15 protein-coding genes and 2 pseudogenes are annotated in these 20517 nt (G+C 70.9%); 9 read left to right on the top strand and 8 right to left on the bottom strand.

Features of this window, described 5'->3' with window-relative positions; translation table 11 throughout:
* Nucleotides 1-12: 12 nt before the first annotated feature.
* Nucleotides 13-579, bottom strand: a complete 567-nt coding sequence (locus ACFVYN_RS19035) for a helix-turn-helix domain-containing protein (RefSeq protein WP_389999735.1) — start codon at nt 577-579, stop codon at nt 13-15.
* A gap of 68 nt (nt 580-647) precedes the next feature.
* Here ACFVYN_RS19035 and ACFVYN_RS19030 point away from each other — a divergent pair.
* The 3 genes and pseudogenes from ACFVYN_RS19030 to ACFVYN_RS19020 all read left to right on the top strand — a co-directional run bounded on the left by ACFVYN_RS19030 (nt 648) and on the right by ACFVYN_RS19020 (nt 2227).
* Nucleotides 648-1246 (top strand): annotated as a pseudogene (locus ACFVYN_RS19030) (AzlC family ABC transporter permease).
* Nucleotides 1243-1557: an AzlD domain-containing protein gene (locus ACFVYN_RS19025; protein WP_389999732.1), complete on the top strand. Its 315-nt coding sequence runs from the start codon at nt 1243-1245 to the stop codon at nt 1555-1557. Before ACFVYN_RS19030 ends, ACFVYN_RS19025 begins: the two are co-directional and overlap by 4 nt.
* Before the next feature lie 31 nt (nt 1558-1588).
* A complete protein-coding gene (locus tag ACFVYN_RS19020; protein ID WP_389999730.1) occupies nt 1589-2227 on the top strand; it encodes a class I SAM-dependent DNA methyltransferase in 639 nt (212 codons plus the stop codon).
* A gap of 3 nt (nt 2228-2230) precedes the next feature.
* Here ACFVYN_RS19020 and ACFVYN_RS19015 read toward each other — a convergent pair whose 3' ends face one another.
* Nucleotides 2231-5503, bottom strand: a complete 3273-nt coding sequence (locus ACFVYN_RS19015) for a S8 family serine peptidase (RefSeq protein ID WP_389999727.1) — start codon at nt 5501-5503, stop codon at nt 2231-2233.
* A 148-nt stretch (nt 5504-5651) separates the two neighbouring features.
* A complete protein-coding gene (kstD, locus tag ACFVYN_RS19010) occupies nt 5652-7385 on the bottom strand; it encodes a 3-oxosteroid 1-dehydrogenase (protein ID WP_389999724.1) in 1734 nt (577 codons plus the stop codon).
* Between the two features lie 421 nt (nt 7386-7806).
* Here kstD and murJ point away from each other — a divergent pair, with 421 nt between their 5' ends.
* The gene (gene murJ, locus ACFVYN_RS19005; protein ID WP_389999721.1) at nt 7807-9393 is read left to right on the top strand and encodes a murein biosynthesis integral membrane protein MurJ; all 1587 of its coding nucleotides are present in this window, start codon (nt 7807-7809) and stop codon (nt 9391-9393) included.
* Nucleotides 9394-9600: 207 nt separating this feature from the next.
* Here murJ and ACFVYN_RS19000 read toward each other — a convergent pair whose 3' ends face one another.
* Together ACFVYN_RS19000 and ACFVYN_RS18995 are read right to left on the bottom strand one after the other, a co-directional pair.
* Nucleotides 9601-10155, bottom strand: coding sequence for a hypothetical protein (locus tag ACFVYN_RS19000; protein WP_389999718.1), 555 nt, complete (start codon nt 10153-10155; stop codon nt 9601-9603).
* Between the two features lie 584 nt (nt 10156-10739).
* A complete protein-coding gene (locus tag ACFVYN_RS18995; protein WP_389999715.1) occupies nt 10740-11156 on the bottom strand; it encodes an ATP-binding protein in 417 nt (138 codons plus the stop codon).
* Between the two features lie 117 nt (nt 11157-11273).
* Here ACFVYN_RS18995 and ACFVYN_RS18990 point away from each other — a divergent pair.
* The 3 genes and pseudogenes from ACFVYN_RS18990 (at nt 11274) to ACFVYN_RS18980 (ending at nt 14036) form a co-directional block, all read left to right on the top strand.
* A pseudogene (locus tag ACFVYN_RS18990) lies at nt 11274-12127 on the top strand (helix-turn-helix domain-containing protein).
* Complete coding sequence (locus tag ACFVYN_RS18985) at nt 12124-12393, top strand: DUF397 domain-containing protein (RefSeq protein WP_389999712.1); 270 nt, start codon at nt 12124-12126, stop codon at nt 12391-12393. The pseudogene ACFVYN_RS18990 and the gene ACFVYN_RS18985 overlap by 4 nt, the downstream one beginning before the upstream one ends.
* Before the next feature lie 41 nt (nt 12394-12434).
* The gene (locus ACFVYN_RS18980) at nt 12435-14036 is read left to right on the top strand and encodes a peptide-N4-asparagine amidase (protein ID WP_389999710.1); all 1602 of its coding nucleotides are present in this window, start codon (nt 12435-12437) and stop codon (nt 14034-14036) included.
* Nucleotides 14037-14041: 5 nt separating this feature from the next.
* On the opposite strand, the gene ACFVYN_RS18975 is transcribed toward ACFVYN_RS18980, so the two are convergent.
* The gene (locus ACFVYN_RS18975; protein WP_389999708.1) at nt 14042-15958 is read right to left on the bottom strand and encodes an AMP-dependent synthetase/ligase; all 1917 of its coding nucleotides are present in this window, start codon (nt 15956-15958) and stop codon (nt 14042-14044) included.
* Between the two features lie 221 nt (nt 15959-16179).
* The gene (locus tag ACFVYN_RS18970) at nt 16180-17466 is read right to left on the bottom strand and encodes an acetyl-CoA C-acetyltransferase (RefSeq protein WP_389999705.1); all 1287 of its coding nucleotides are present in this window, start codon (nt 17464-17466) and stop codon (nt 16180-16182) included.
* A gap of 86 nt (nt 17467-17552) precedes the next feature.
* On the opposite strand from ACFVYN_RS18970, the gene ACFVYN_RS18965 reads away from it, so the two are divergent.
* Both ACFVYN_RS18965 and ACFVYN_RS18960 read left to right on the top strand, forming a co-directional pair.
* Nucleotides 17553-18896 (top strand): 3-oxoacyl-ACP reductase, encoded by a 1344-nt coding sequence (locus ACFVYN_RS18965; RefSeq protein ID WP_389999702.1) that lies wholly within the window; start codon nt 17553-17555, stop codon nt 18894-18896.
* The gene (locus ACFVYN_RS18960; RefSeq protein WP_389999700.1) at nt 18896-19837 is read left to right on the top strand and encodes a MaoC family dehydratase; all 942 of its coding nucleotides are present in this window, start codon (nt 18896-18898) and stop codon (nt 19835-19837) included. Before ACFVYN_RS18965 ends, ACFVYN_RS18960 begins: the two co-directional genes overlap by 1 nt.
* Here the strand turns inward: ACFVYN_RS18960 and ACFVYN_RS18955 are convergent.
* Nucleotides 19822-20499, bottom strand: coding sequence for a TetR/AcrR family transcriptional regulator (locus ACFVYN_RS18955; RefSeq protein ID WP_389999698.1), 678 nt, complete (start codon nt 20497-20499; stop codon nt 19822-19824). The two genes, ACFVYN_RS18960 and ACFVYN_RS18955, sit on opposite strands and share 16 nt — an antisense overlap.
* Between the last annotated feature and the right edge of the window lie 18 nt (nt 20500-20517).

Below are 20517 nucleotides of genomic sequence, written 5' to 3'. Positions count from 1 at the left end.
TGCCTTTGCTTTTCACACGTGTTGCATGACCAGCACGAAGGTCGTGCCGGGGGCGAGCGCCTCGTACGAATGGGCCACATCTCCGCGATACGTCATATAGTCACCGGGCTCCAGGTCGGCCTCCTCCCCCACCGGTCCGGCCTTCACCCTCCCCGTGCCCACGATCAGATGCTCCACGGTCCCCGGAATGTGCGGCTCCGACTCCCGCACCGCCCCGGGTTCGGCCCGCAGGTGGTAGATGTCCCGCCGCACCCCGGGCGGGCTCGCGGAGAGCAGGGTGGCCGCGAACTCGGCCTTCTCCGAGGCCACGGTCGGCCCCTGTCCGGCCCTGATCACCTGCACGGACGGCGCCGGCGGTTCCACCAGCGCGCTGAACGGCACGCCGAGGGCCACCCCCAGTGCCCACAGCGTCTCCACGCTCGGGTTCCCGCCCGCCGACTCCAGCTGGGACAGCGTTGACTTCGCGATGCCGGCCCGCTTGGCCAGCTCGGAGAGGGAGAACCCGGCGCGGGTGCGTTCGCGGCGCAGGGAGGCGGCGATCCAGTCCAGGGGGAGCCGGGGCGGCGGGCTGTCGGACATGCTGTTCGCTCCATCGGTACGATCGTTCGCCTTGACGAACAGGGCGGCTACCGTCCAGTGTAGTGAACATGCGTACGGCAGAGCGAACAGCCTTGGTCCGTGACAGCGCGCTCGTCTGGCTCGCGAGCGGGGTCGTGGGCGTCTCCTTCGGCGCGATCGCCGTCACCGGCGGCCTGCCGGTGTGGGTGCCGGTGGTGAGATCGCCGCGGCGGCCACCGGCCTGCTGCTCAACACCCGTACGGCGGCCTTCAGCCTCGCCGTCGCCGACCTCCTCGGCCCGGGCAGACTCACCCGCCTCCTCGGCGCGCACCTGGTCACCGACGAGACGGTCGCCTTCGCCCTGGCCCAGCCGGATCCGGCGCGGCGCCGGGCGGCGTTCTGGATCTCCGGGCTCGGTCTGTTCGCCGTGTGGAACGTGACCGTCCTGCTGGGCGCGCTGGCCGGCGGCGCCCTGGGCGACACCGGCACCTACGGCCTGGACGCGGCGTTCCCCGCCGTCCTCGCCGCCCTGGTGCTGCCGGTCCTGCGCGGGGATGCCGCCGTACGGCGGTCCGCGCTGCTCGGCGCCGCCCTGGCCCTGGCGGTCACCCCCGCGGTCCCGGCCGGGTTGCCGGTGCTGGTGGCGCTGGCCGGTCTTGTCCTGCACGGCGGAAGGAGGCCGGCGTGAGCGCGACGGTCGTCATGATCCTGGCACTGGCGATGGGGACGTACGCCTTCCGGCTGGTCGGGCCGGTGCTGCACGGGCGGGTCGACATCCCGCCGCGGGTACAGGAACTGCTGTCGGCCGGGGCGATCGTCCTGCTGGTGGCGTTGCTGGCGACGGGTGCGCTGACGGAGGGCGGCGGATTCGCGGGCTGGGCGCGGCCGGCCGGGGTGCTGGTGGGGGCCGTGCTGGCGTGGCGCAGGGCGCCGTTCGTGGTGGTGGTGCTGGCGGCGGCGGCCACAACTGCCGTACTGCGGGCGGCCGGTGTGGGGTGAGTGTCAGTGGGGGCCGCTAGGGTCCGCGGCCATGACCGACACCGACTTCGTGACCGCCACCCGCACCTTCTACGACAGCGTCGCCGAGGACTACGCCGCCCAGTTCCGGGACGGGCTCGCCGAAGCGCCCCTGGACCGGGCGGTGATCGCCGGATTCGCCGAACTCGTGGGCAAGGGCGGGACAGTGGCCGACCTGGGCTGCGGGCCCGGGCGGCTCACCGGACACCTGGCCTCCCTCGGGCTGTCCGTCTTCGGGCTCGACCTGTCGGAGTCGATGCTGGCGATCGCGCGGCGGGAGAACCCGGGGCTGCGGTTCGAGCGGGGCTCGATGCTGGAACTGGATCTTCCCGACGGGTCGCTCGCCGGTGCGGTCTCCTGGTACTCCTCCATCCACACCCCTGTGGACGAACTCCCGCGCCTGTTCGCCGAGTTCCACCGCGTCCTGGCGCCGGGCGGCCACCTCCTGGTCGCCTTCCAGGCCGGCGACCAGGACCGGCACCACGACCGGCCCTGGGGGCGCCCCGTCGCGCTGACCTTCCTGAGGCGCCGGCCGGAGCAGATCATCGAGCTGCTCCGCGCGGCCGGGTTCGCGCTCGTCTCACGGACAGTGCGCGAACCCGGCCCCGAGGAGGTGTCACAGCAGGCGGCTCTGATCGCCCGCCGCGACTGACGCTCAGCCCACCGTGTAGGAGTACGGAATCCCGGTCAGCTCGGAGCCCATGACGCCCGAGAAGGCCGAGTCGGAGTCGACGTAGACCGTGCCGTGGACGACCGTGCCGACGGGTGCGGTCGAAGCCAGGGTGAGCTTCATCGTCGCCGTCCTGCCCGCGGCGGCGGCGACGGGGTTCCAGTCGGCGTCGAGGTCCCAGAACTCACCGGTGGATGCCTTGGCCGCCGGATCGAACGACTGGGTCGTGGCGGTGAGCGTGATCTTCGCGGTGCCCTTGCCCGCCGGCTTGTCGCCGAAGGGACCCCGATCGGTCACCTCGGTGCTCCACACCCCGGAGGCCAGCTGGCCGGCGAGGGCGGTGGCGACCGTCGTGTCACCGGTACCGGCCTCCGCGAACACGATGGGCGAAGCGGTCCAGGGGTACATGTTCAGGTCGACCGGCCGGTCGGCGGTGGCCGTGGCGACCAGCTTGGTGGTGTGCGAGGGCACGAACCAGCCCAGGCCCCCCTCGTTGATCTTCGCCGTCCCCGACTTGTCGTCGCCGTTCTCGACGAGGGCGATCTCACCCGTGGTGTCGAGCCTGGGGTCGAGGTAGTAATGCCGCTCCGCGGGGCCGGAGTTGGGCACCCGGACGGGCACGGTGAGCGTGCTGCCGCGCTTGACGACGCGGGAGGGGCTGTCCGGCAGGCCGGGCGCTGCCGCCGTGATGGCGTCGAGGCGGACCTTCCCGGTGACCTTCTGGCTGAACGCCTTGCCGCTGACGGCGTCGGGCAGTCCGACGATCAGCGTCCACCGTCCCGCTTCCGGCTGGTGGGCGGTCAGGCTCGAGTACCTCGTGGGCACGCTGTGCTCGTCCGCGGTCCGGTCGGTGTCCCGGGCGAGAACCTGGCCGTCGGGGCTGACCAGGTAGTACACCAGGTTGGTGGCGGGGTCCTCGGCCGTGAGGTCGATGGTCAGGTCACGCCTGCCGCGCGGCACGTCCAGGTAGTAGCCGTTCGTCTGGCCGACGTCCCGTCCGACGCCGCCGGTGATGGTGGCGGCGAAGGAGGTGCTGTGTCCACGGGCCGGGTCGACGGGGATCACCGTGCGGCGGGCCACCGGGAGGGAGAGCCGGGTCCCCGAGTCCGAGGTGAACTGCAGGGAGAAGGGCGCGTCCCCGGCCGTACGCGGCAAGGGGATCCGCACCGGGAACCGGGCGGTGCCGCCCGCCGGGACGGTCCGGGTCTGTGCGGGCACTCCGGCCGAGGTGTAGCGGTGGCCGGTGATCCGGACGGTGACCGGGCCGCGGTAGCTGCCGGGCTTCAGGGGCTTGTCCTGAAGGTGCATGCGGCCGTTGTTCCACACCACCTTGACGGTCCAGGCGCCGGGGCGCGGGTCGTGGACGTCGACGTGCTGGTAGTTGCTGTGCAGTCCGTAGCCGTCGTAGTTGTAGCTGACCTGCGTGAGCCGTCCGGCCGGATCGACCAGGAACAGCGCGAGGCTGCCGGAGTCCGCGGTGCCGGGCCACACCATCTCGGCGTCCAGGAGCGGGGTTCCCTTCGGCACCTCGACGGTGAACGGCCGGGCGGCGAGCTTGCCCTCCAGGTCGTTCCCGGTGAGCGGGGAGCCGACGGTGACCTTGCGCTGGGTCCGGAAGGTTTGGGCGCCGACCGTGCGGGAGGTCATCGTGACCCGCTGCGGCCGGTCGGCCGTGTTGGTGAGGGTGACGGAGGTGTGCCGCTCACCGCCCGGCCGGCCGACGACATTCAACTGGCCGACGGACGGAACCAGTTGGTCGGCGTGCCGGTCGACGGTGTTCAGGGCCCCGGCCGCCCGGACGGCCGCGCCGGTGTCCAGCAGTCCCGCGCCCTGCTCGTCGGCGGGGACGTGCAGGTCGGTCGCCGTGCCGGTCAGGATGCGCTTGACGAGGTCCGGCGACGGCCGCACCCCGCCGTGCGTGTCCTTGTACGCCTGGATGACGTCGGCCGCCGCGCCCGCCGCGAAGGGAGCCGCCTGGCTGGTGCCGCCGAACACCTGGGTGGGCAGGGCGCAGTCGCTCCAGCGCGGGTCGACGGAGCAGGCGGCCATGCCGACCATGCCCGGCGCCACCAGATCGACCAGCTTGTTGTCCGGGGTGGTACCGCCGGAGGACAGAGCGGTGATGTTGTCGCTGGTCCACTTGCGGTAGCCGTAGCCCTGCGCCGCCAGCCGGAAGGACGTGGTGGCGCCGACACCGATCACGTTCGGGTCGCTCGCCGGTGAGCCCACCGTGCCGGACGTCCCGGAGTCACCGCTCGAGGCGACCACCGTCACCCCCGCGGCGACGGCGGCGTCATCGGCCAGCCGGACGGGGTCGGTGGCCGCGTCGGGGTAGAAGTTGGACCCGAAGGACTGGCTGAGGACGTCCGCGTGGTGTTCCACCGCGTACTGGATGGCCCGCACGAACCCGGAGGTGAAGGCGTTCGCGCCGTACACCTTCAGGTCCATCAGCTGCGCGCCGGGCGCGAAGCCGCGCACCCGGAAGGTGCAGCCCTTCGGCACCTTGGAGTACGGCAGTTGGGTGGACAGGTCGTACGTACGGCTGCCCTGTGCCGCGATGGCACTGGCGTCACCGAAGGCCTCGCCGCCGGTGGTGTCGGCGTTCACGCCGTCCCCGCTGAAGTCCTCGGAGTCGGTGACGACACGGCTGCCGTCGGGGCGGACGAACTCGGGGTTGGCGGCGTCCATGCCCTCGGCGAAGAAGGCGACCTTGACCCCCTTGCCGGTGGCGGTGCGCTGCGCCGCGTCGGTGTGCGTCAGCCGGAGCGCCTCGGGTTCGAGGAGGGGCTTGGCGGGGTCCTTGGGGCAGGTGGTCCCAGGTGCGGTGCCGGCGGTGGCCGCGGAGGCCGTGGTGGCCGTGGTGGCGGAGTCCGCGCCGGGACGTCGTATCGGAAGGTCCGGCACGACCGCGGCCACCCGCCGGTCGTCGCGTATCCGCGCTATCGCGGCCGGGTCCAGCGTGGCGGAGACGGCGTTGATGAGGCTCATCCCGTGCACGCGGGTGGCCCCGCTCTTCTTCAACTGCGCGACGACGGGCGCCTGGTCGTCGGCCGCGGCCTGCCCGCGCTTCGCGGCCTGGGTGCGCATCGGGAGGTCGGTGAGCTGGTCGCGCATGACGACGATGACGCGCTGCGGGGAGCCGCTCGCGCTGTCGCCCGCCGCCTGTACGGACGTGGCGCCCAGAGAGAGGGCGCTCAGAGAGAAGGCGCTCAGCAGGACCGTGCCCGCGAGCGCCGTTCTTCTTCTGTTGTTGTTCATGGAGTTCTCCGCTGGTGGGGGGTGCGGGACGGCTGAGACAGCCGTCGCCGATGATCTTTCGCCCCAACTGGTGAACTCCGCCAGATACTTCGCGTCAAGGGATCTTCAAGGTTTCAAGAAGGGGACCCGTCTTCGGGGTCTACGACCTCTAGAGCACCCCCGCGATGTCCCGGGCCGCGATGTACCCGAAGGTCATCGCGGGTCCGATCGTCGAGCCCGCGCCCGCGTAACTGTGGCCCATGACGGCCGCGCTGGCGTTCCCGGCGGCGTACAGGCCGGGGACGACGGAGCCGTCGGGCCGCAGGACGCGGGCGCGGGCGTCGGTCACCAGGCCGCCCTTGGTGCCCAGGTCTCCCGGGACGAGCCGGAAGGCGTAGTACGGGGGCAGCCAGAGCGGGGCCAGACAGGAGTTCGGGAGGACGGACGGGTCCGTGTAGTAGTGGTCGTAGGCGCTGTCGCCGCGCCCGAAGTCCGGGTCGTCGCCCTTCTGGGCAAGGGAGTTGAAGCGGTCGACGGTGGCGCGGAGGGCGGCGGCGGGGACGCCGATGGAGCCGGCCAGGGCGTCGACCGTCCAGGCCTTGTGGGCGGCGCCCGAGCCGTACCAGTCGTCGGGGAGGACAAAGGTCGGCGCGATGTCCCTGAAGAGGTACCGGTTGCGGTAGTTCTGGTCGACGACCAGCCAGGCCGGGATGTCGGGGTCGGTCGGGTTGCGGTCGTACATGGTGTGGACGACGTCGCTGTAGGGGGCGGCCTCGTTGACGAACCGCCGACCGGCCGCGTTGACGATGAGCCCGCCGGGGAGGGTGCGCTCGGCGAGGCAGAAGTACGGGTCGCCGGGGAGCGGGATGGCCGGTCCCCACCAGGCGTCGTCCATCAGCGCCAGGTCGCCGCCGACCCCTTGGCCCGCCCGGATGCCGTCCCCGGTGTTCTCCTTCGCGCCGACCGTCCACTCCGTGCCGACGGGCTGCCGCTGGTACTGGGCCCGCATCGCCGCGTTGTGCTCGAAGCCGCCCGAGCCGACGATCACACCCCGGCGGGCACGGAAGAGACCGGCGGGGGTCACCGCTCCGGCGACGGCGCCCTTCTCGACGTAGAGCTCGGTGAGGGGGGTGTTGAGCCGGACGGTGACCCCGGCGTCCTGGAGTCCCTTCCGCAGCCCGGCCGCAAGCGACTGTCCCATGGTGAGCGGCGTCTGCCCGAGTACGGCCGCCTTCGTGCCGCGTGCCAGGCACTCGGCGGCGACGGCGGCGCCCTTGGCGCTCACGGCGGACAGCGCGAGCCACTTGTAGTCGGCGCTGAACACGACGAGTCCGGCCGGGACGTCGAGGTACGGCGGGTTCAGGTGGGCGAGTTCGGCGCCGAGGAGTTTGCCGTCGAGCTGGTCGGGCTCGACGGAGCGGCCGCCCGGCAGACCGCCCGGGAGCTCGGGGTAGTAGTCGCTGTACCCCTCCATCCAGCGGAAGCGGAGCGGGCTGTTGGCCATGACGAAGGAGATCATGGCGGGCCCGTACCGGAGGAAGGCCTGCTGCCGGGCGGCCGGGACATCCGGTCCTACGACGGCGGCGAGGTAGGCGGCCGCCTTGGCCGGGGTGTCCGGGACACCGGCGGCGAGGATGACGGGGTTGTTGGGGATCCAGATCCCGGCCCCCGAACGGGCGGCGGACCCGCCGAAGGTGGGCGCCTTCTCGAGCACCACAGTGCTCAGGCCCTGCTTGGCGGCGGCGAGCGCGGCGGTCATTCCGGCGGCGCCGGAGCCGATGACGACGACGTCGTACGTCCCGGTCGTCGGCAGGTCGGCGGCGCTCGCGCCCTGCTGCACACCGGCGGCGACGGCCGCCGCCCCGGCACCGGCGGCCAGCAGGTGTCTTCGGGTCACGCTCATGGTCGGGTCCCCCTGCGGTTGGTATGGACGAAGGGTCCGGAACGTCGCGCGGGGCTCTTGAGAAGTCAAGGGGCGTGCAGGGCGGAAAGGGTGTCCCGCCAGGCGAGTTGGCTGAGAAGTGGCCGGAAGCGGGTGAGGAGGCGGAGGAGTTCGGGCCCCCACCGCTCCTGGAAGGCGGGGTTCCCGGCGGGCGAGGCCGAGTTCGTACGGCAGCACATCACCCGGCCTGACGGCACCTGCGTACTGGCATGCCGACCTGGGAACCCGGGGCACCTCCCATGATGATGATCTCCACGCCGTAGCGCCGTAGATTAGGCGCATGGTGGAGGGGACTCAGGGCGCGGCGAGAACGCGGTTACCGGGGAAGCAGAAGCGAGGGCGGCACGCCGCTGCGAAGTCCGGCGCGGCAAAGGGCGGGCTGATGCGCTCGTCCATGCTGATGGCAGCGGGGACGGTGGTGTCCCGGGCAACGGGCCTGCTGCGAACAGTCCTCCAGGCCGGGGCACTCGGAACGGGACTGCTCGCTACGACGTACAACCAGGCCAACGTGGTGCCGGCGAGCCTGTACTTCCTGCTCATCGGCGGTGCGCTGAACTCCGTACTGGTACCGCAGCTGGTGAGGGCCAGGTTGGAGCAACCGGACGGCGGACGGGCCTTCGAGCAGCGTCTGGTCACCCTCACGATGTCCGTGCTGGGAATCGGCACGCTGCTGGCCGTCTGGGCGGCGCCGCAGATCATCAGCCTCTATCAGAGCGACTCACCGGCCAACCACGAAGCGTTTCAGCTGACGGTGGTCTTCGCGCGGTTCCTGCTCCCGCAGATCTTCTTCTACGGACTGTTCAGCATCCTGGGCCAGGTGCTCAACGCCCGGAACAAGTTCGGCGCGATGATGTGGACCCCTGTCCTCAACAACGTCGTCCTGATCTCCATGTTCGGCGTATACCTCGGCATGATGACCGTCCCGGACTCCGTCCAGGACATCACCCAGGCCCAGGTCACGCTGCTCGGCGTGGGCACCACCGGCGCTCTGGCGATCCAGGCTCTGGCCCTGATCCCCTTCGCCAGGGCCGCCGGCTTCCGCTTCCGCCCGCGGTTCGACTGGCGCGGCACAGGCCTGGGCAAGAGCATCAGCGCGGCCCGCTGGACCCTGCTGTTCGTCCTCACCAACCTCGTGGCCAGCACGGTGGTGACCCGCTACGCCTCCGCCGCGGACACGGCACTTCCCAACGGCGGCGTGGGCTTTTCCGCCTACACCTACGCGCAGACCATATGGTCGCTGCCACAGTCGGTCATCACTGTCTCGCTGGTCACCGCCCTGCTGCCGCGCATGAGCCGGGCCGTCGCCGAACACCGCCTGGACGACATGCGCGACGACCTCTCCCGCGCCCTGCGGATCAGCGGCGTCGTCATCGTTCCCGCCGCCTTCTTCTTCGTGGTACTCGGCCCGCAAACGGCGCAGGTGATCTTCGCTCACGGGGCAGCTGACGCAGCGTCCATCGTGCCGCTGGGCCAGATGCTCCAGGCGTTCGGACTCGGCCTGGTCCCCTTCTCGGCGCAGTACATGCTGCTGCGCGGCTTCTACGCCTTCGAGGACACCCGGACCCCGTTCTGGATGGCCGTGTGGATCAGTACCGCAGACATTGCCCTGGCCACCGCCTGCCATCTGCTGATGCCCCCGCGATGGGCCGTCACCGGCCTGGCCGGCGCCTATGCCGCCTCGTACGCCATCGGCCTGCTCATCACCGCGCTGCTGTTGCGCCGACGACTCGAAGGCCGGCTGGACGGCAGGAGACTGTGCCGCACCTACGGCAAACTGACGGCCTCTGCCCTCGCGGCGGGAACACTGGGCTGGTTCGTGGCCCGCTCATGCTCCGACACCGTCACCTCGACGGCCTGGGCACCCGCTCTGGGCCTCGCTGCGGGCGGCCTCAGCATGGTCCTGGTGTTCGTGCTGCTCGCACGAATCTTGAAGATCAGTGAGCTGCGGAGCCTGCCGGGCCTGGGGTGAGCGCCGGGTCTGGCCGAGTACCCGCGGCAAGGGTGCTGGATAGTCCATGGTGCGGATCTACCCAGGCCGGGAAGGCATCGGCCGCCGCGCGGACGGTCAACGCTGCCGCTTCATGCACGGCCCGGATGACGTCACCGCAGGTGCCGACGGAGGCTTGGCGCCGGTTCTCGTTCCGTTGTTCCAACTGCCGCGGTCTGCGCCGAACCCTCAGCTGCGCCTGCTTGACGGAAGGTCTGTGTCGTCCAAGGCGGCCCGCGCCGCCGACGTGAAGCTGCCGAGGCGCTCGGAGACCATGGTCACCTCGACGGCGTGACGCTCAACGAAGTTGACGTTGCGATCCGGGGCACCCGAGGAGTCGCGCCAGGCGAGAAGAGTCGTATGCATCGAGTGGAGCCCTAGGTGGACGCTGTGGGCGGCCTGCTCCACTGACTCGGGCCCCTCGACTGCGAGGCCGGCCCAAGCTGCCTGTACCAGAACCAACTGATCTTGCGCGATCTGGAGCCGCCGATCAGCCTCCGCGACATCTGGGGCATCGCCTATCAGCGCTCGTGCAGCCATCTTGAGAGCGCTGCGCGACTCGTTGGCCGGGGCTAGGAATGCGCTGTACGCGTCTCGCCGCAGTTGTCTGCGCCACTGGGCGTGCTCGACCTTGGCTTGCCCCTCCAACTGCCGCCGAGTCGACCCACTGGAGATCGCCGAGGCCGCAACCGTGCCGACAACGCCTACCGTCGCACCCAGTAACGCCGCAAGTCCCTGGTCCATGCGGGGGATTATTCACCCTGGCGACCACACACGGTCACCGGCAGGGCGGGTCCCACGGGGAACTGGCGACAGTTGAATAGGCGACCCCACCAGTCCCAACCCCGGTACGGCTGCGCATGGTTCCGGCCACGGGGCCGGTACAGACCTCAGCTCAGAATCCGGGAGCGGGGAGGAAACCGGGCCACCACGGTGGTACGCCGCTGGGGCATTCGTACGTGGCGCCGCCCCAGAAGAAGGAGACAGCACACCAGCACAGAGCGGGGAGCACCACCACGAGGGCGAGTGCGTGGAGGAGGGCCTGCCTCCCCAGGAGAGCTCCCACCATCACCCAACCAAGGGTCAGAAGGCCCCAGAGGGACGGGATGAAAAGAACGATGAGGAAGGTGCCGTTCGCTGCGCCGTTGACGCCGGCGTCGCAGGCGCTCAGCGCTCTACCGAGAAGCATGCCGGTGAGCACCGCGAGAGCAAGCCCAAGCACCGTTCCCAAACATCCGTGAAGCCGCCGCTCAGGCATGGATCTCCTCATCTCGTCACCACTCCTTTCCCCGCATCCCACCGCTCACGCTGGGTCCGAAGCCCCCTCGTCACCCGAGTCCGATCTCGGCCCACACCGTCTTGCCGACGTCCCGCTCCGTGACACCCCAGGTGTCGGCGAGGAGCGTGACGAGGATCAGACCGCGGCCGTGTTCGCCGTCCTCGTCGTTGACGTACCGGAGCCGGCGGTCGCCCCGCGCGTCGCTCACCTCGATACGGAGCGTGTTCCCCGGGAGCCGGAGGAGGCGCAGCTCGAAGTCCCTTCCCGGTACGCGGCCGTGGGTCACCGCGTTGGCGGCGAGCTCGGCGACGAGGTGCTGCGCGGTGTCGTTCACGTCGGTGTCGTGGGGGTGGCCCCATTCCGCGAGCTGGGTGGCCGTGAGTCTGCGGGCCAGACGGGCACCACGGGGCGTCGCGCTCAGACGCTGGGTCAGTTCGTCGGCGGGGGTGGAGATTTCGGCGTTCACGTGACTGAGCGTGCTGGGTTGTCTCTACGCTGACCAGGTGCGGCTCGGCGACGCTGAGTAGCTGTACGGGTGCGGTCTGTTCGGTGTACGGGTTGTCGCGTGGGAGGGGTGGGGTGCGTGGGTGAGCGAAGGCCGGAGACGCCTGCGGAGGCGGACGGTACGGCGGGGTTGTTCGTCGCGCTGGGCAAGATGGTGAAGCTGCTGCGGGAGCGGAAGGGGCTGACCCAGAAGGAGTTCGGGGAGCTGGTGGGATACGGCCCGGACGCGGTCCCTCCATGGAGAGAGGCGTGCGGACACTTCGGCCGGAGGTCCTGATCAAGGCGGACGAACTGCTCGACGCCGGGGGCCTGTTGAAGGAGGTCCTGCCCGAGGTCGAGGAGGCGATGGCGAAGACGCGGACGCGGCATCCGGAGTGGTACCGGAGTTACGCCGGGTTGGAGGCGGAGGCGGTCGAGCTGCACTTCTACGCCAACAGCGGGGTGCCGGGCCTGTTGCAGACCGAGGATCACGCTCAGGTCGTATTCGCGAAACGACGGCCGTTCCTCAGCGAGGAGACGATCGAGAAGCGGGTCGCGGACCGGCTCTCCCGGCAACAGGTTCTGGAGCGTTGGCCGACGCCGATCGTGAGTTACATCCTCGAAGAGGTCCTGCTCGACCGGCCGATCGGCGGACGAAGCGTGCATGCGGCCCAGCTTCGACGCCTGCTGCACGTCGGATGCATGCAGAACGTCGAGATCCAGGTAATGCCAACCAGGGTGGAAGAACACCCCAACCTGGATAGCGCGTTCAACCTTCTGGTTCCCAAGGGACACGGGCAGGTGGCGTACACCGAGACTCAGGGATATCCCCGGCTGATCACCGACTCTGAAGAGGTCAGGAAGATCGCCGACCGCTATGGGATCATGCGAGCGATGGCACTCTCTCCCCTGGAGTCCCGGAAGTTGATCGAACAGAAGCTGGAGGCGCTATGACCGTCGAGCAGCTCACCTGGTTCAAGTCCAGCTACAGCAGCGGTGAGGGCGGCGAATGCCTCGAAGTCGCCTACACCTGGCGCAAGTCGAGCTACAGCGGTGGCGAGGGCGGCGAATGCCTCGAAGTCGCCGTAACCCCCCACACCATCCACCTCCGCGACTCCAAGCACCCCACCGGCCCTCACCTCACCCTCTCCCCCACCGCATGGGTTCCCTTCGTCGCGAAGGTCAGCGAACAGACTGGAATTGGTCAAGACCTCTCCTGACCCCCTGGTCACCGGAGAGACTCACGGGTTCACTGCGCCGCATGAGAAGACCTCACCCTCCCCTGCGGCGGGCCGCCACCGTCCTCGCCGCCGCGCTCGCCTCGCTGACCCTCGCGGCGGGCACGGCGGCCGCCGGCGGCCCCACGGTCCCCGTCGAGTTCGGCACCGACTACCACGACCCCGTCACCGCCGCCCCGCCGATCAGCACCCCGCACACCAAGGCCTGTTCGGTCACCGTCGCCCAGGCGCAGTTCAAGGACTTCACGCCGTACACGGGGACGTACACGCCCCCGACCGGCTGCGGCACGCCCGGGCGGTGGTCGAAGGTCGTGCTGCGGATGGACGGGAATGTGAAGGGGCGGCAGTACGACCGGCTGGGGTATCTGGACATCGGCGGGGTGCAGGTCTTCCGGACCTCGACGCCCGAGCCCTCGCAGGACGGGATCAACTGGTCCGTCCAGAAGGACGTCACCGAGTACGAGAAGACGCTGAGCAGCGCGCAGTCCGTCGACATGCTCATCGGTAACGTTGTCAACGACACCTACACGGGCGTGCTGGACGTCAAGGTGACGCTCACCTTCTACGCCCCGGTGCACAACCGCGGCGCGGACGCTCCCGACCAGGTCATCCCCCTCAGCGACCAGGACAGCGTCACCACCGGCGCCTCCCTCACCGTCCCCCGCAACTCCGAGCGCGTCCTCGCCGAGGTGTACGCGACCGGGTCGGGCGGCGGCTGCGAGGAGTTCTGGTACTCGGCCACGACCCCGGACGCGTCGTACTCCTGCCAGGGCGGGGACGCCGGGCCGTACCGCGAGGTGCAGGTCAGCGTGGACGGGAAGGTCGCGGGGATCGCGTCGCCGTATCCGAACGTGTGGACCGGCGGCTGGTCGCCGTATCTGTGGTCGGTGATTCCGTCCCCGACCGCCTTCGACGTACGTCCGCTCACCTTCGACCTGACCCCGTTCGCAGGCCTCCTCAACGACGGCAAGGCGCACACCGTGGACGTCAAGGTGGTCGGCGTGCCGGCCGGGCAGACCGGGTGGAGCGCGCCGACCAACGTCCTGGTGTGGCAGGACGCCCACAAGTCGGTGGTGACGGGGGCCGTGACGTCGTACAAGAAGGACGCTCCCGCCGTGGGCAACACCTTCACCGACGGCTCGTTGCGACACCTGGTGACCTCAGGCAAGGACCACCTGAAGGTCAGCGGGTATCTGAACACCTCCCACGGCCGGGTCACCACGACCGTCGAGCGGACCCTGACCACGGCGATCGACCACCAGTGGACACCCGACGAGAACACGGACAACCAGACCGGCACCTGGACCGATCACCAACTCGTCACGTCCAACGGCCACTTGAACCGCACCGACCGCACGTACACCCTCGACGGCCGCGCCACCGTCGACAGCGCGAACCGTCTGCGGGTCGTCATGTCCCTCACCGACCGCGCCCACATCGGCGCCACCCGCGTCGACGACAGCTACCACGGCGACGCCACCTTCACGCTCGGCGTGGCCCGCGAGGACCGGCACGCGGTGGCCACGACGAGCGAACGGTACCGGCTGACCGCGCCCGGCACGTGCTACGACCACTCGCTCGCCACCGAGCAGGGGGTGCTGACGAAGGACGCACGCCGCTGCTGACGGCGTCACTCCCTCACGTACAGTCCCTCGATCTCCCCCGCGAAGTCCCGCATGACCGCCTCCCGGCGCAGTTTCATCGACGGGGTCAGATGGCCGGCCGACTCGGTGAGGTCGGTCGGCAGGACGGTGAAGCGGCGGATGGACTCGGGGCGGGAGACCATCTTGTTCGCCTCGTCCACGGCACGCTGCAGGACCTGCCGCAACTCCTCGTCGTCGACGAGGAGTTCGGCGGGGACGGGGTGCTTGCCGTTCATCTGGCGCCAGTGGTTGACGCCGTCCATGTCGAGGCTGATCAGGGCCGAGATGTAGGGGCGGCGGTCGCCGAGGACCATGCACTGCGAGATCAGGGGGTGGGAGCGCAGCCAGTTCTCCAGCGGGGCCGGGGCGACGTTCTTGCCGCCGGCGGTGATCAGGATCTCCTTCTTGCGGCCCGTGATCGTCAGATAGCCCTCGTCGTCGAGCTGTCCGATGTCGCCGGTCGCGAACCAGCCGTCGGTGGAGGCGGGGGCCACCCCGTCGCCGAACGGGTCCCAGTAGCCCCGGAACACCTGACCGCCGTTCAGCAGGATCTCGCCGTCCGCCGCGATGCGGATCCGCGTGCCGGGCAGGGGCCAGCCCACCGTGCCCAGGCGGGACTTGAGCGGGGGTGTCACCGTGGCCGCGCCCGTCGACTCGGTGAGGCCGTAGCCCTCGTAGATCTCCATGCCGGCGCCCGCGTAGAAGGCTGCGAGGCGGCGGCCGAGCGGGGAGCCGCCGGAGATGATGTGCCGGATCCTGCCGCCCATGGCGTTGCGGATACGGCGGTACACCAGCGAGTCGTAGAAGCTGCGGGCCGTCTTCAGGGCCGCGCCCGGGCCGGAGCCGGTCCCGGCGAGGCGGGACTCCGTCGCCTCGCCGTAGCGCACGGCGACGTTGGTCGCGCGGTCGAAGACGGAGACCCGGCCGCCGCTCTCCGCCTTGGCGCGGGCGTTGTTGAAGACCTTCTCCAGCATGTACGGGATCACGAGGAGGAAGGTCGGTCTGAAACTGGCCAGGTCGGACATCAGGTCCTCGGCCTTCAGGCTCGGCGCGTGGCCGAGGCGGACCCGGGCGCGGACGCAGGCGATGGCGACCATGCGGCCGAAGACGTGCGAGATGGGCAGGAAGAGCAGGGTCGCGAGGTCCTCGTCCGACTTCGACTTGAAGACGGGGTAGAGGAGCTCGACCGCGTTGTCGACCTCGGTGAGGAAGTTGCCGTGGCTGAGCACACAGCCCTTGGGGCGGCCGGTGGTGCCCGAGGTGTAGACGACGGTGGCGACCGTGCCAGGGCCCAGCATGCCCCGCCGTACGCCGATCTCCTGCTCGGGGACGGCCTGGCCGAGCTCCCCGAGGCGCTCCACATGCCCCTTCTCCATGATCCACATGTGGCGCAGGTCGGGCAGCCGGCTGAGCTCCGGGCCGAGGGCGGCGGCCTGGGCGGCCGTCTCCGTCACCAGGGCGACCGCGCCGGAGTCCTGGAGGATGAACCGGGTCTGGAAGACCGAGGACGTGGGGTAGATGGGGACCGTGACCAGACCCGCGGCCCATGAGGCGAAGTCCAGCAGCGTCCACTCGTATGTCGTACGGGCCATGATCGCGACCCGGTCGCCCGGCATCAGGCCCTCCGAGATCAGGCCCTTGGCGACCGCCAGCACCTGCCGCGCGAACTCCGCCGCCGTGATGTCGACCCAGCGGCCGTCGTCCGTGCGGCGGCTCATCACCCGCTGCTCCGGCGCCGCCTCGGCGTTGTCGAACGGCAGGTCGGCGAGCGAGCCGTGCGTCACCGGCGGGACCAGCGGCGGCACCGACACCTCGCGGACCTCACCGTCCAGCCGCACGATCTCTGGTTCCACGAGGACGGGGGCGCCGTCGTAGTCATGGCCGGACACGTACGAGAGGGACATGGTCAGCTCCTGGGACGTGCAGCTCGGTGGCGTTCCGCTGCATGAGGTACGCAGGGGACGTACCGGGGCGTTCACCCGCGAGTGCGCCGGGAAGGGTTACCAGGGGTTAGGACGGTGATCCTAAGTGTCCCGAGTGGTGAGTCTGTGCGGGTTCGTTGATGGTCCGGAGCCGGGACTGTGCAACCTCGACCGCAAAGTGAGATCTTGTCAGCTTTCGGCTGCTACGGCCGCTCCAGGATCGCCGTGACCCCCTGTCCGCCCGCCGCGCACACCGAGATCAGGCCGCGACCCGGGCCCTCCCGTTCGGCCAGCAGTTTCGCGAGCGTGGCCACGATCCTCGCGCCGGTCGCGGCGAAGGGGTGCCCGGTGGCCAGGGAGGATCCGGTGACGTTGAGCCGGTCCCGGTCGACCGGGGCCAGGCCCTGCTTCTCCCAGGCGGCGAGGGTCGCCAGCACCTGGGAGGCGAAGGCCTCGTGGACCTCGACCAGGTCGAAGTCGTCCATGCCGAGACCGGCCCGCTCCAGCATGCGGGGGACGGCGTGGGCGGGGGCCATGAGCAGGCCGTCCTCCCCCTGTGCGACATCCCCTCGCACGAAGTCCACGGCCGCCGTCTCGTACGCCGTGAGGTACGCCAGCACCTCCAGGCCGCGCGCCTTCGCCCATTCCTCCGACGCGAGCAGCACGAGCGCCGCGCCGTCCGTGAGCGGGGTCGAGTTCCCGGCCGTCATAGTCGGCTCGGGGTCCTTGAGGCCGAACACCGGCTTGAGCCGGGCGAGTTTCGCGGCCGTCGAGTCGGGGCGGAGGTTCTGGTCGCGGTCCAGGCCCCGGAAGGGGACCACGAGGTCCTGGAAGAAACCCCGCTCGTACGCCGCCGCCAGCCGCTGGTGACTCGTCGCCGCCAGTTCGTCCTGGGCCTCGCGGCTCACGCCCCAGGCCCGGGCCGTGACGGCCGCGTGCTCGCCCATGGACAGGCCGGTGCGGGGTTCGGCGTTGCGCGGGATGTCGGGCACGAGGTGGGACGGGCGGATGCGGGCGAGCGCCTTGAGGCGGGCGCCGGCCGACTTCGCGCGCCGGACCTCCAGCAGGATGCGGCGCAGGTCGTCGTTGACGCCCAGGGGCGCATCGCTCGCGGTGTCCGCGCCGCCCGCGATCGCGGACTCCGTCTGGCCGAGGGTGATCTTGTTGGCGGCGGCGATGACGGCCTGCAGACCGGTCCCGCACGCCTGCTGGATGTCGTACGCCGGGGTGCGCGGGTCCAGCTTCGAGCCGAGGACCGTCTCGCGGGCGAGGTTGAAGTCCCGGCTGTGCTTGAGGACGGCACCGGCGACGAACTCCCCCACGGCACCCGGCGCCTGGAGTCCGTGGCGCTCCACGAGGGCGTCGAGGGCGGCGGTGAGCATGTCCTGGTTCGAGGCGGTGGCGTACGGGCCGTCGGAGCGCGCGAAGGGGATGCGGGTACCGGCGACGATCGCCACACGTCGGGCGACCGGCGGATTCAAGGGGCTCATCTCCCGGCTCCTCACCTCGAAAATCGACTTACCTACGGTAACCTTACTCCAGAGTAAGGAATCTGCGACCGACCCGGGAGATGGACATGGCCGACCGCTATCTGAGCTTCACCGGTACCGCGCCGGGCCGGTTCCTCACCCGCCGCCTCGGGCTGCCGCAGCCCACGGTGCTGCGGCGGTGGTCCCGGGAGTCCCCGGGGTTCGAGGGCGGAGTCGTACAGCTGACGGCGGGCAAGTCGGAGCTGTCCGGACTGACCGGGCTCTCCGGACTGGCCGGGCTGCAGTTCCCGTCCGCGTCGGATGCTCCCGCCGCGGTCCTCCTGGACGCCACCGGCGTGCGGGATGTCGACGGCCTCGCGGAGGTCCACGCGGCGCTGCACCCGGTCGTGCGGTCGGTCGCCGCGAGCGGGCGGATCGTCGTCCTGGGGGCGCCGCTCTCCGCGGAGGATCATCACCAGGCCGCCGCCCAGCAGGCGCTGGAGGGGTTCACCCGCTCGCTCGGCAAGGAGATCGGGCGGGGCCGGACGGTGAACCTCGTGCGCCTCTCCGACGCTTCGGCCGCCTCGGCTGATTCGGCCGCCTCAGACGTCTCGGCCGCGGAGTCGACCCTGCGTTTCCTGCTCTCCCCCAAGTCGGCGTACATCAGCGGTCAGGTGATCGAGGTCGGACCGGCGCAGGAGGCCGACGTCGACTGGTCCCAGCCCCTCGCCGGGCGGACGGCCCTGGTCACCGGCGGGGCGCGGGGCATCGGTGCGGCGGTCGCCGAGACGCTGGCCAGGGACGGGGCGCGGGTCGTCGTACTCGACGTGCCGGGGGCGGCGGCGGATGCCGAGCAGGTGGCCGCGCGCCTCGGGGGCAGCGCCCTCGCGCTGGACATCACGGCCGCGGACGCGGGCGCGCGGATCGCTGAGGCGCTGCCGGACGGGCTGGACGTACTGGTCCACAACGCGGGCATCACCCGGGACCGGCGACTGGTCAACATGCCCGCGGAGCGCTGGAGTTCGGTGCTCGACGTGAACCTGGCGAGTGTGCTGCGCACGACGGACGCGCTGCTGGAGAAGGGCACGCTGCGGCGCGGCGGGCGGATCGTCGCCACCGCCTCCATCGCGGGGCTCGCCGGGAACGCCGGACAGACGAACTACGGCGCGAGCAAGGCCGGTGTCGTCGGACTGGTGCGCTCCCTGGCGCCCCGGGCGCTGGCCGGGCACGGGGTCACGGTGAACGCGGTCGCTCCTGGCTTCATCGAGACCAAGATGACGGCGGCGATCCCGCTGTTCATCCGGGAGGCAGGCCGGCGGATGAACTCCCTCGGACAGGGCGGACTGCCCGTCGACGTGGCCGAGACGACGGCCTGGCTGGCGAACCCGGCCTCCGGCGCGGTGAACGGGCAGGTCGTGCGGGTGTGCGGCCAGAGCCTGCTGGGGGCGTAGTGGGAACCCACGCGGACGACACTCAGGCCGACTCGTACGGGGAGGGGGAACGGACTCAGGACTCGGGCAGCCCCGGCGCGGCTCCTTCCACGGTCCTCGACCGGTCCCCCGCCCTCCTGCCCCGCCTCGCCCTGGGCGCCCTGCGCTCCCCCTTCAAGCGGCCCTCCGCCACCGCGGACTTCCCGCGGACCCGGCTGGTGCTGCCCCGGCTGCGGGTGGACCTCGCGCGGCTGGCCGCCTACGAGCGGGTGTGCGGCTTCGCGACCGGGGAGGACGCGCTGCCGGTGACGTATCCGCATGTGCTGGGCTTCCCGCTGGCCATGAGCCTGATGAGCGGGCGGGACTTCCCGCTGCCGTTGCTCGGGCTGGTGCACACGTCGATCGAGATCACCCGGTACCGGGAGCTGCCCGCGTCGGGCGAGTACGAACTCACCGTGTACACCGACGGGCTGGCACCGCACCGACGCGGTACGGAGGTCGCGGTCGTCACCGAGCTGCGGGCCGGCGAGGACGTCGTGTGGGAGTCGGTGAGCACGTATCTGGCACGGCACCGTACACGGGAGACCGGCGGGGAGCGGGAGCCGGAGCGGGAGCGCGAGACGCACGGGCCGCTGCCCGGCGTCGACGAGTGGCGGCTGGCCGGGGACATCGGACGGCGGTACGCCGCCGCGTCCGGCGACCGCAACCCGATCCATCTGTACCCGCTCACGGCCCGCCTCTTCGGCTTCAAGAGGGCCATCGCGCACGGCATGTGGACGGCGGCCCGCTGCCTGGCCGCGCACGGCACCCCTCAAGCGGTCCTGGTACGGGCCGAGTTCAGGGCGCCGGTGCTGCTGCCGGGGACGGTGACGTACGCGGCGGACGGGGAGCGGTTCGAGCTGTGCGGCGGGGACCGCGAGCACCGCGTGCACGTGCGCGGGGGCGTCTACCCGCTGACCTGAAGCGGGGCGTCCCCGGCGGAGGCGTCACGGAGGGTCCACGGCCGACCCTCCATCAGGTTGCCCAGGCCGGCCCACGCGAAGTTCATGAGGGTCGCCGCCGACTGCCGCGCCGTCGTGCCCGGGGTGCCGTTGGCCCAGGCGGCGAGGGACTCGGCGGCGCCGACGAGCGCCTCGGCGAGGCCGGCCACCTCGCGCTCGGGCAGGTCCGGATCGCGGTGGGCCTCGCGGGCCGCGACCACGATCAGGTGGGTCACGAACGCCACGATCTCCTCGCGCATCGCGGTGACCTCGGCGGCGAACGCCTCACCGTGGATACGGGCCTGGAGATGCAGCACGGACCAGCCGTGCGGGTGGTGCGAGGTGTGGGTGAAGAACGCCAGCAGACCGTCCCAGAGCTGGCGGTCGGCTGCCAGGTCGGTGCGCACCCCCGTCCGCACGGCCTCGGTGAGCGCGGCGGCCTCCCGGCGGATGCACGCGGTGAAGAGGTCTTCCTTGGAGTTCAGATACAGGTAGACCAACGGCTTGGACACACCGGCGAGTTCGGCGATCTCGTCCATCGAGGCGGTCATGTACCCGCGCTGCCCGAAGATCTCCACAGCGGCGTCCAGCATCTGCTGTTCCCGCACGGCACGCGGCATCCGCTTGCTCTTCACGACACCCATGCGCAAAGCCTACGGTCA

Origin of the sequence: Streptomyces sp. NPDC058307 (assembly GCF_042880295.1) — a bacterium.
Lineage (GTDB): Bacteria > Actinomycetota > Actinomycetes > Streptomycetales > Streptomycetaceae > Streptomyces.
This window is presented reverse-complemented; position numbering and strand designations above follow the sequence as displayed.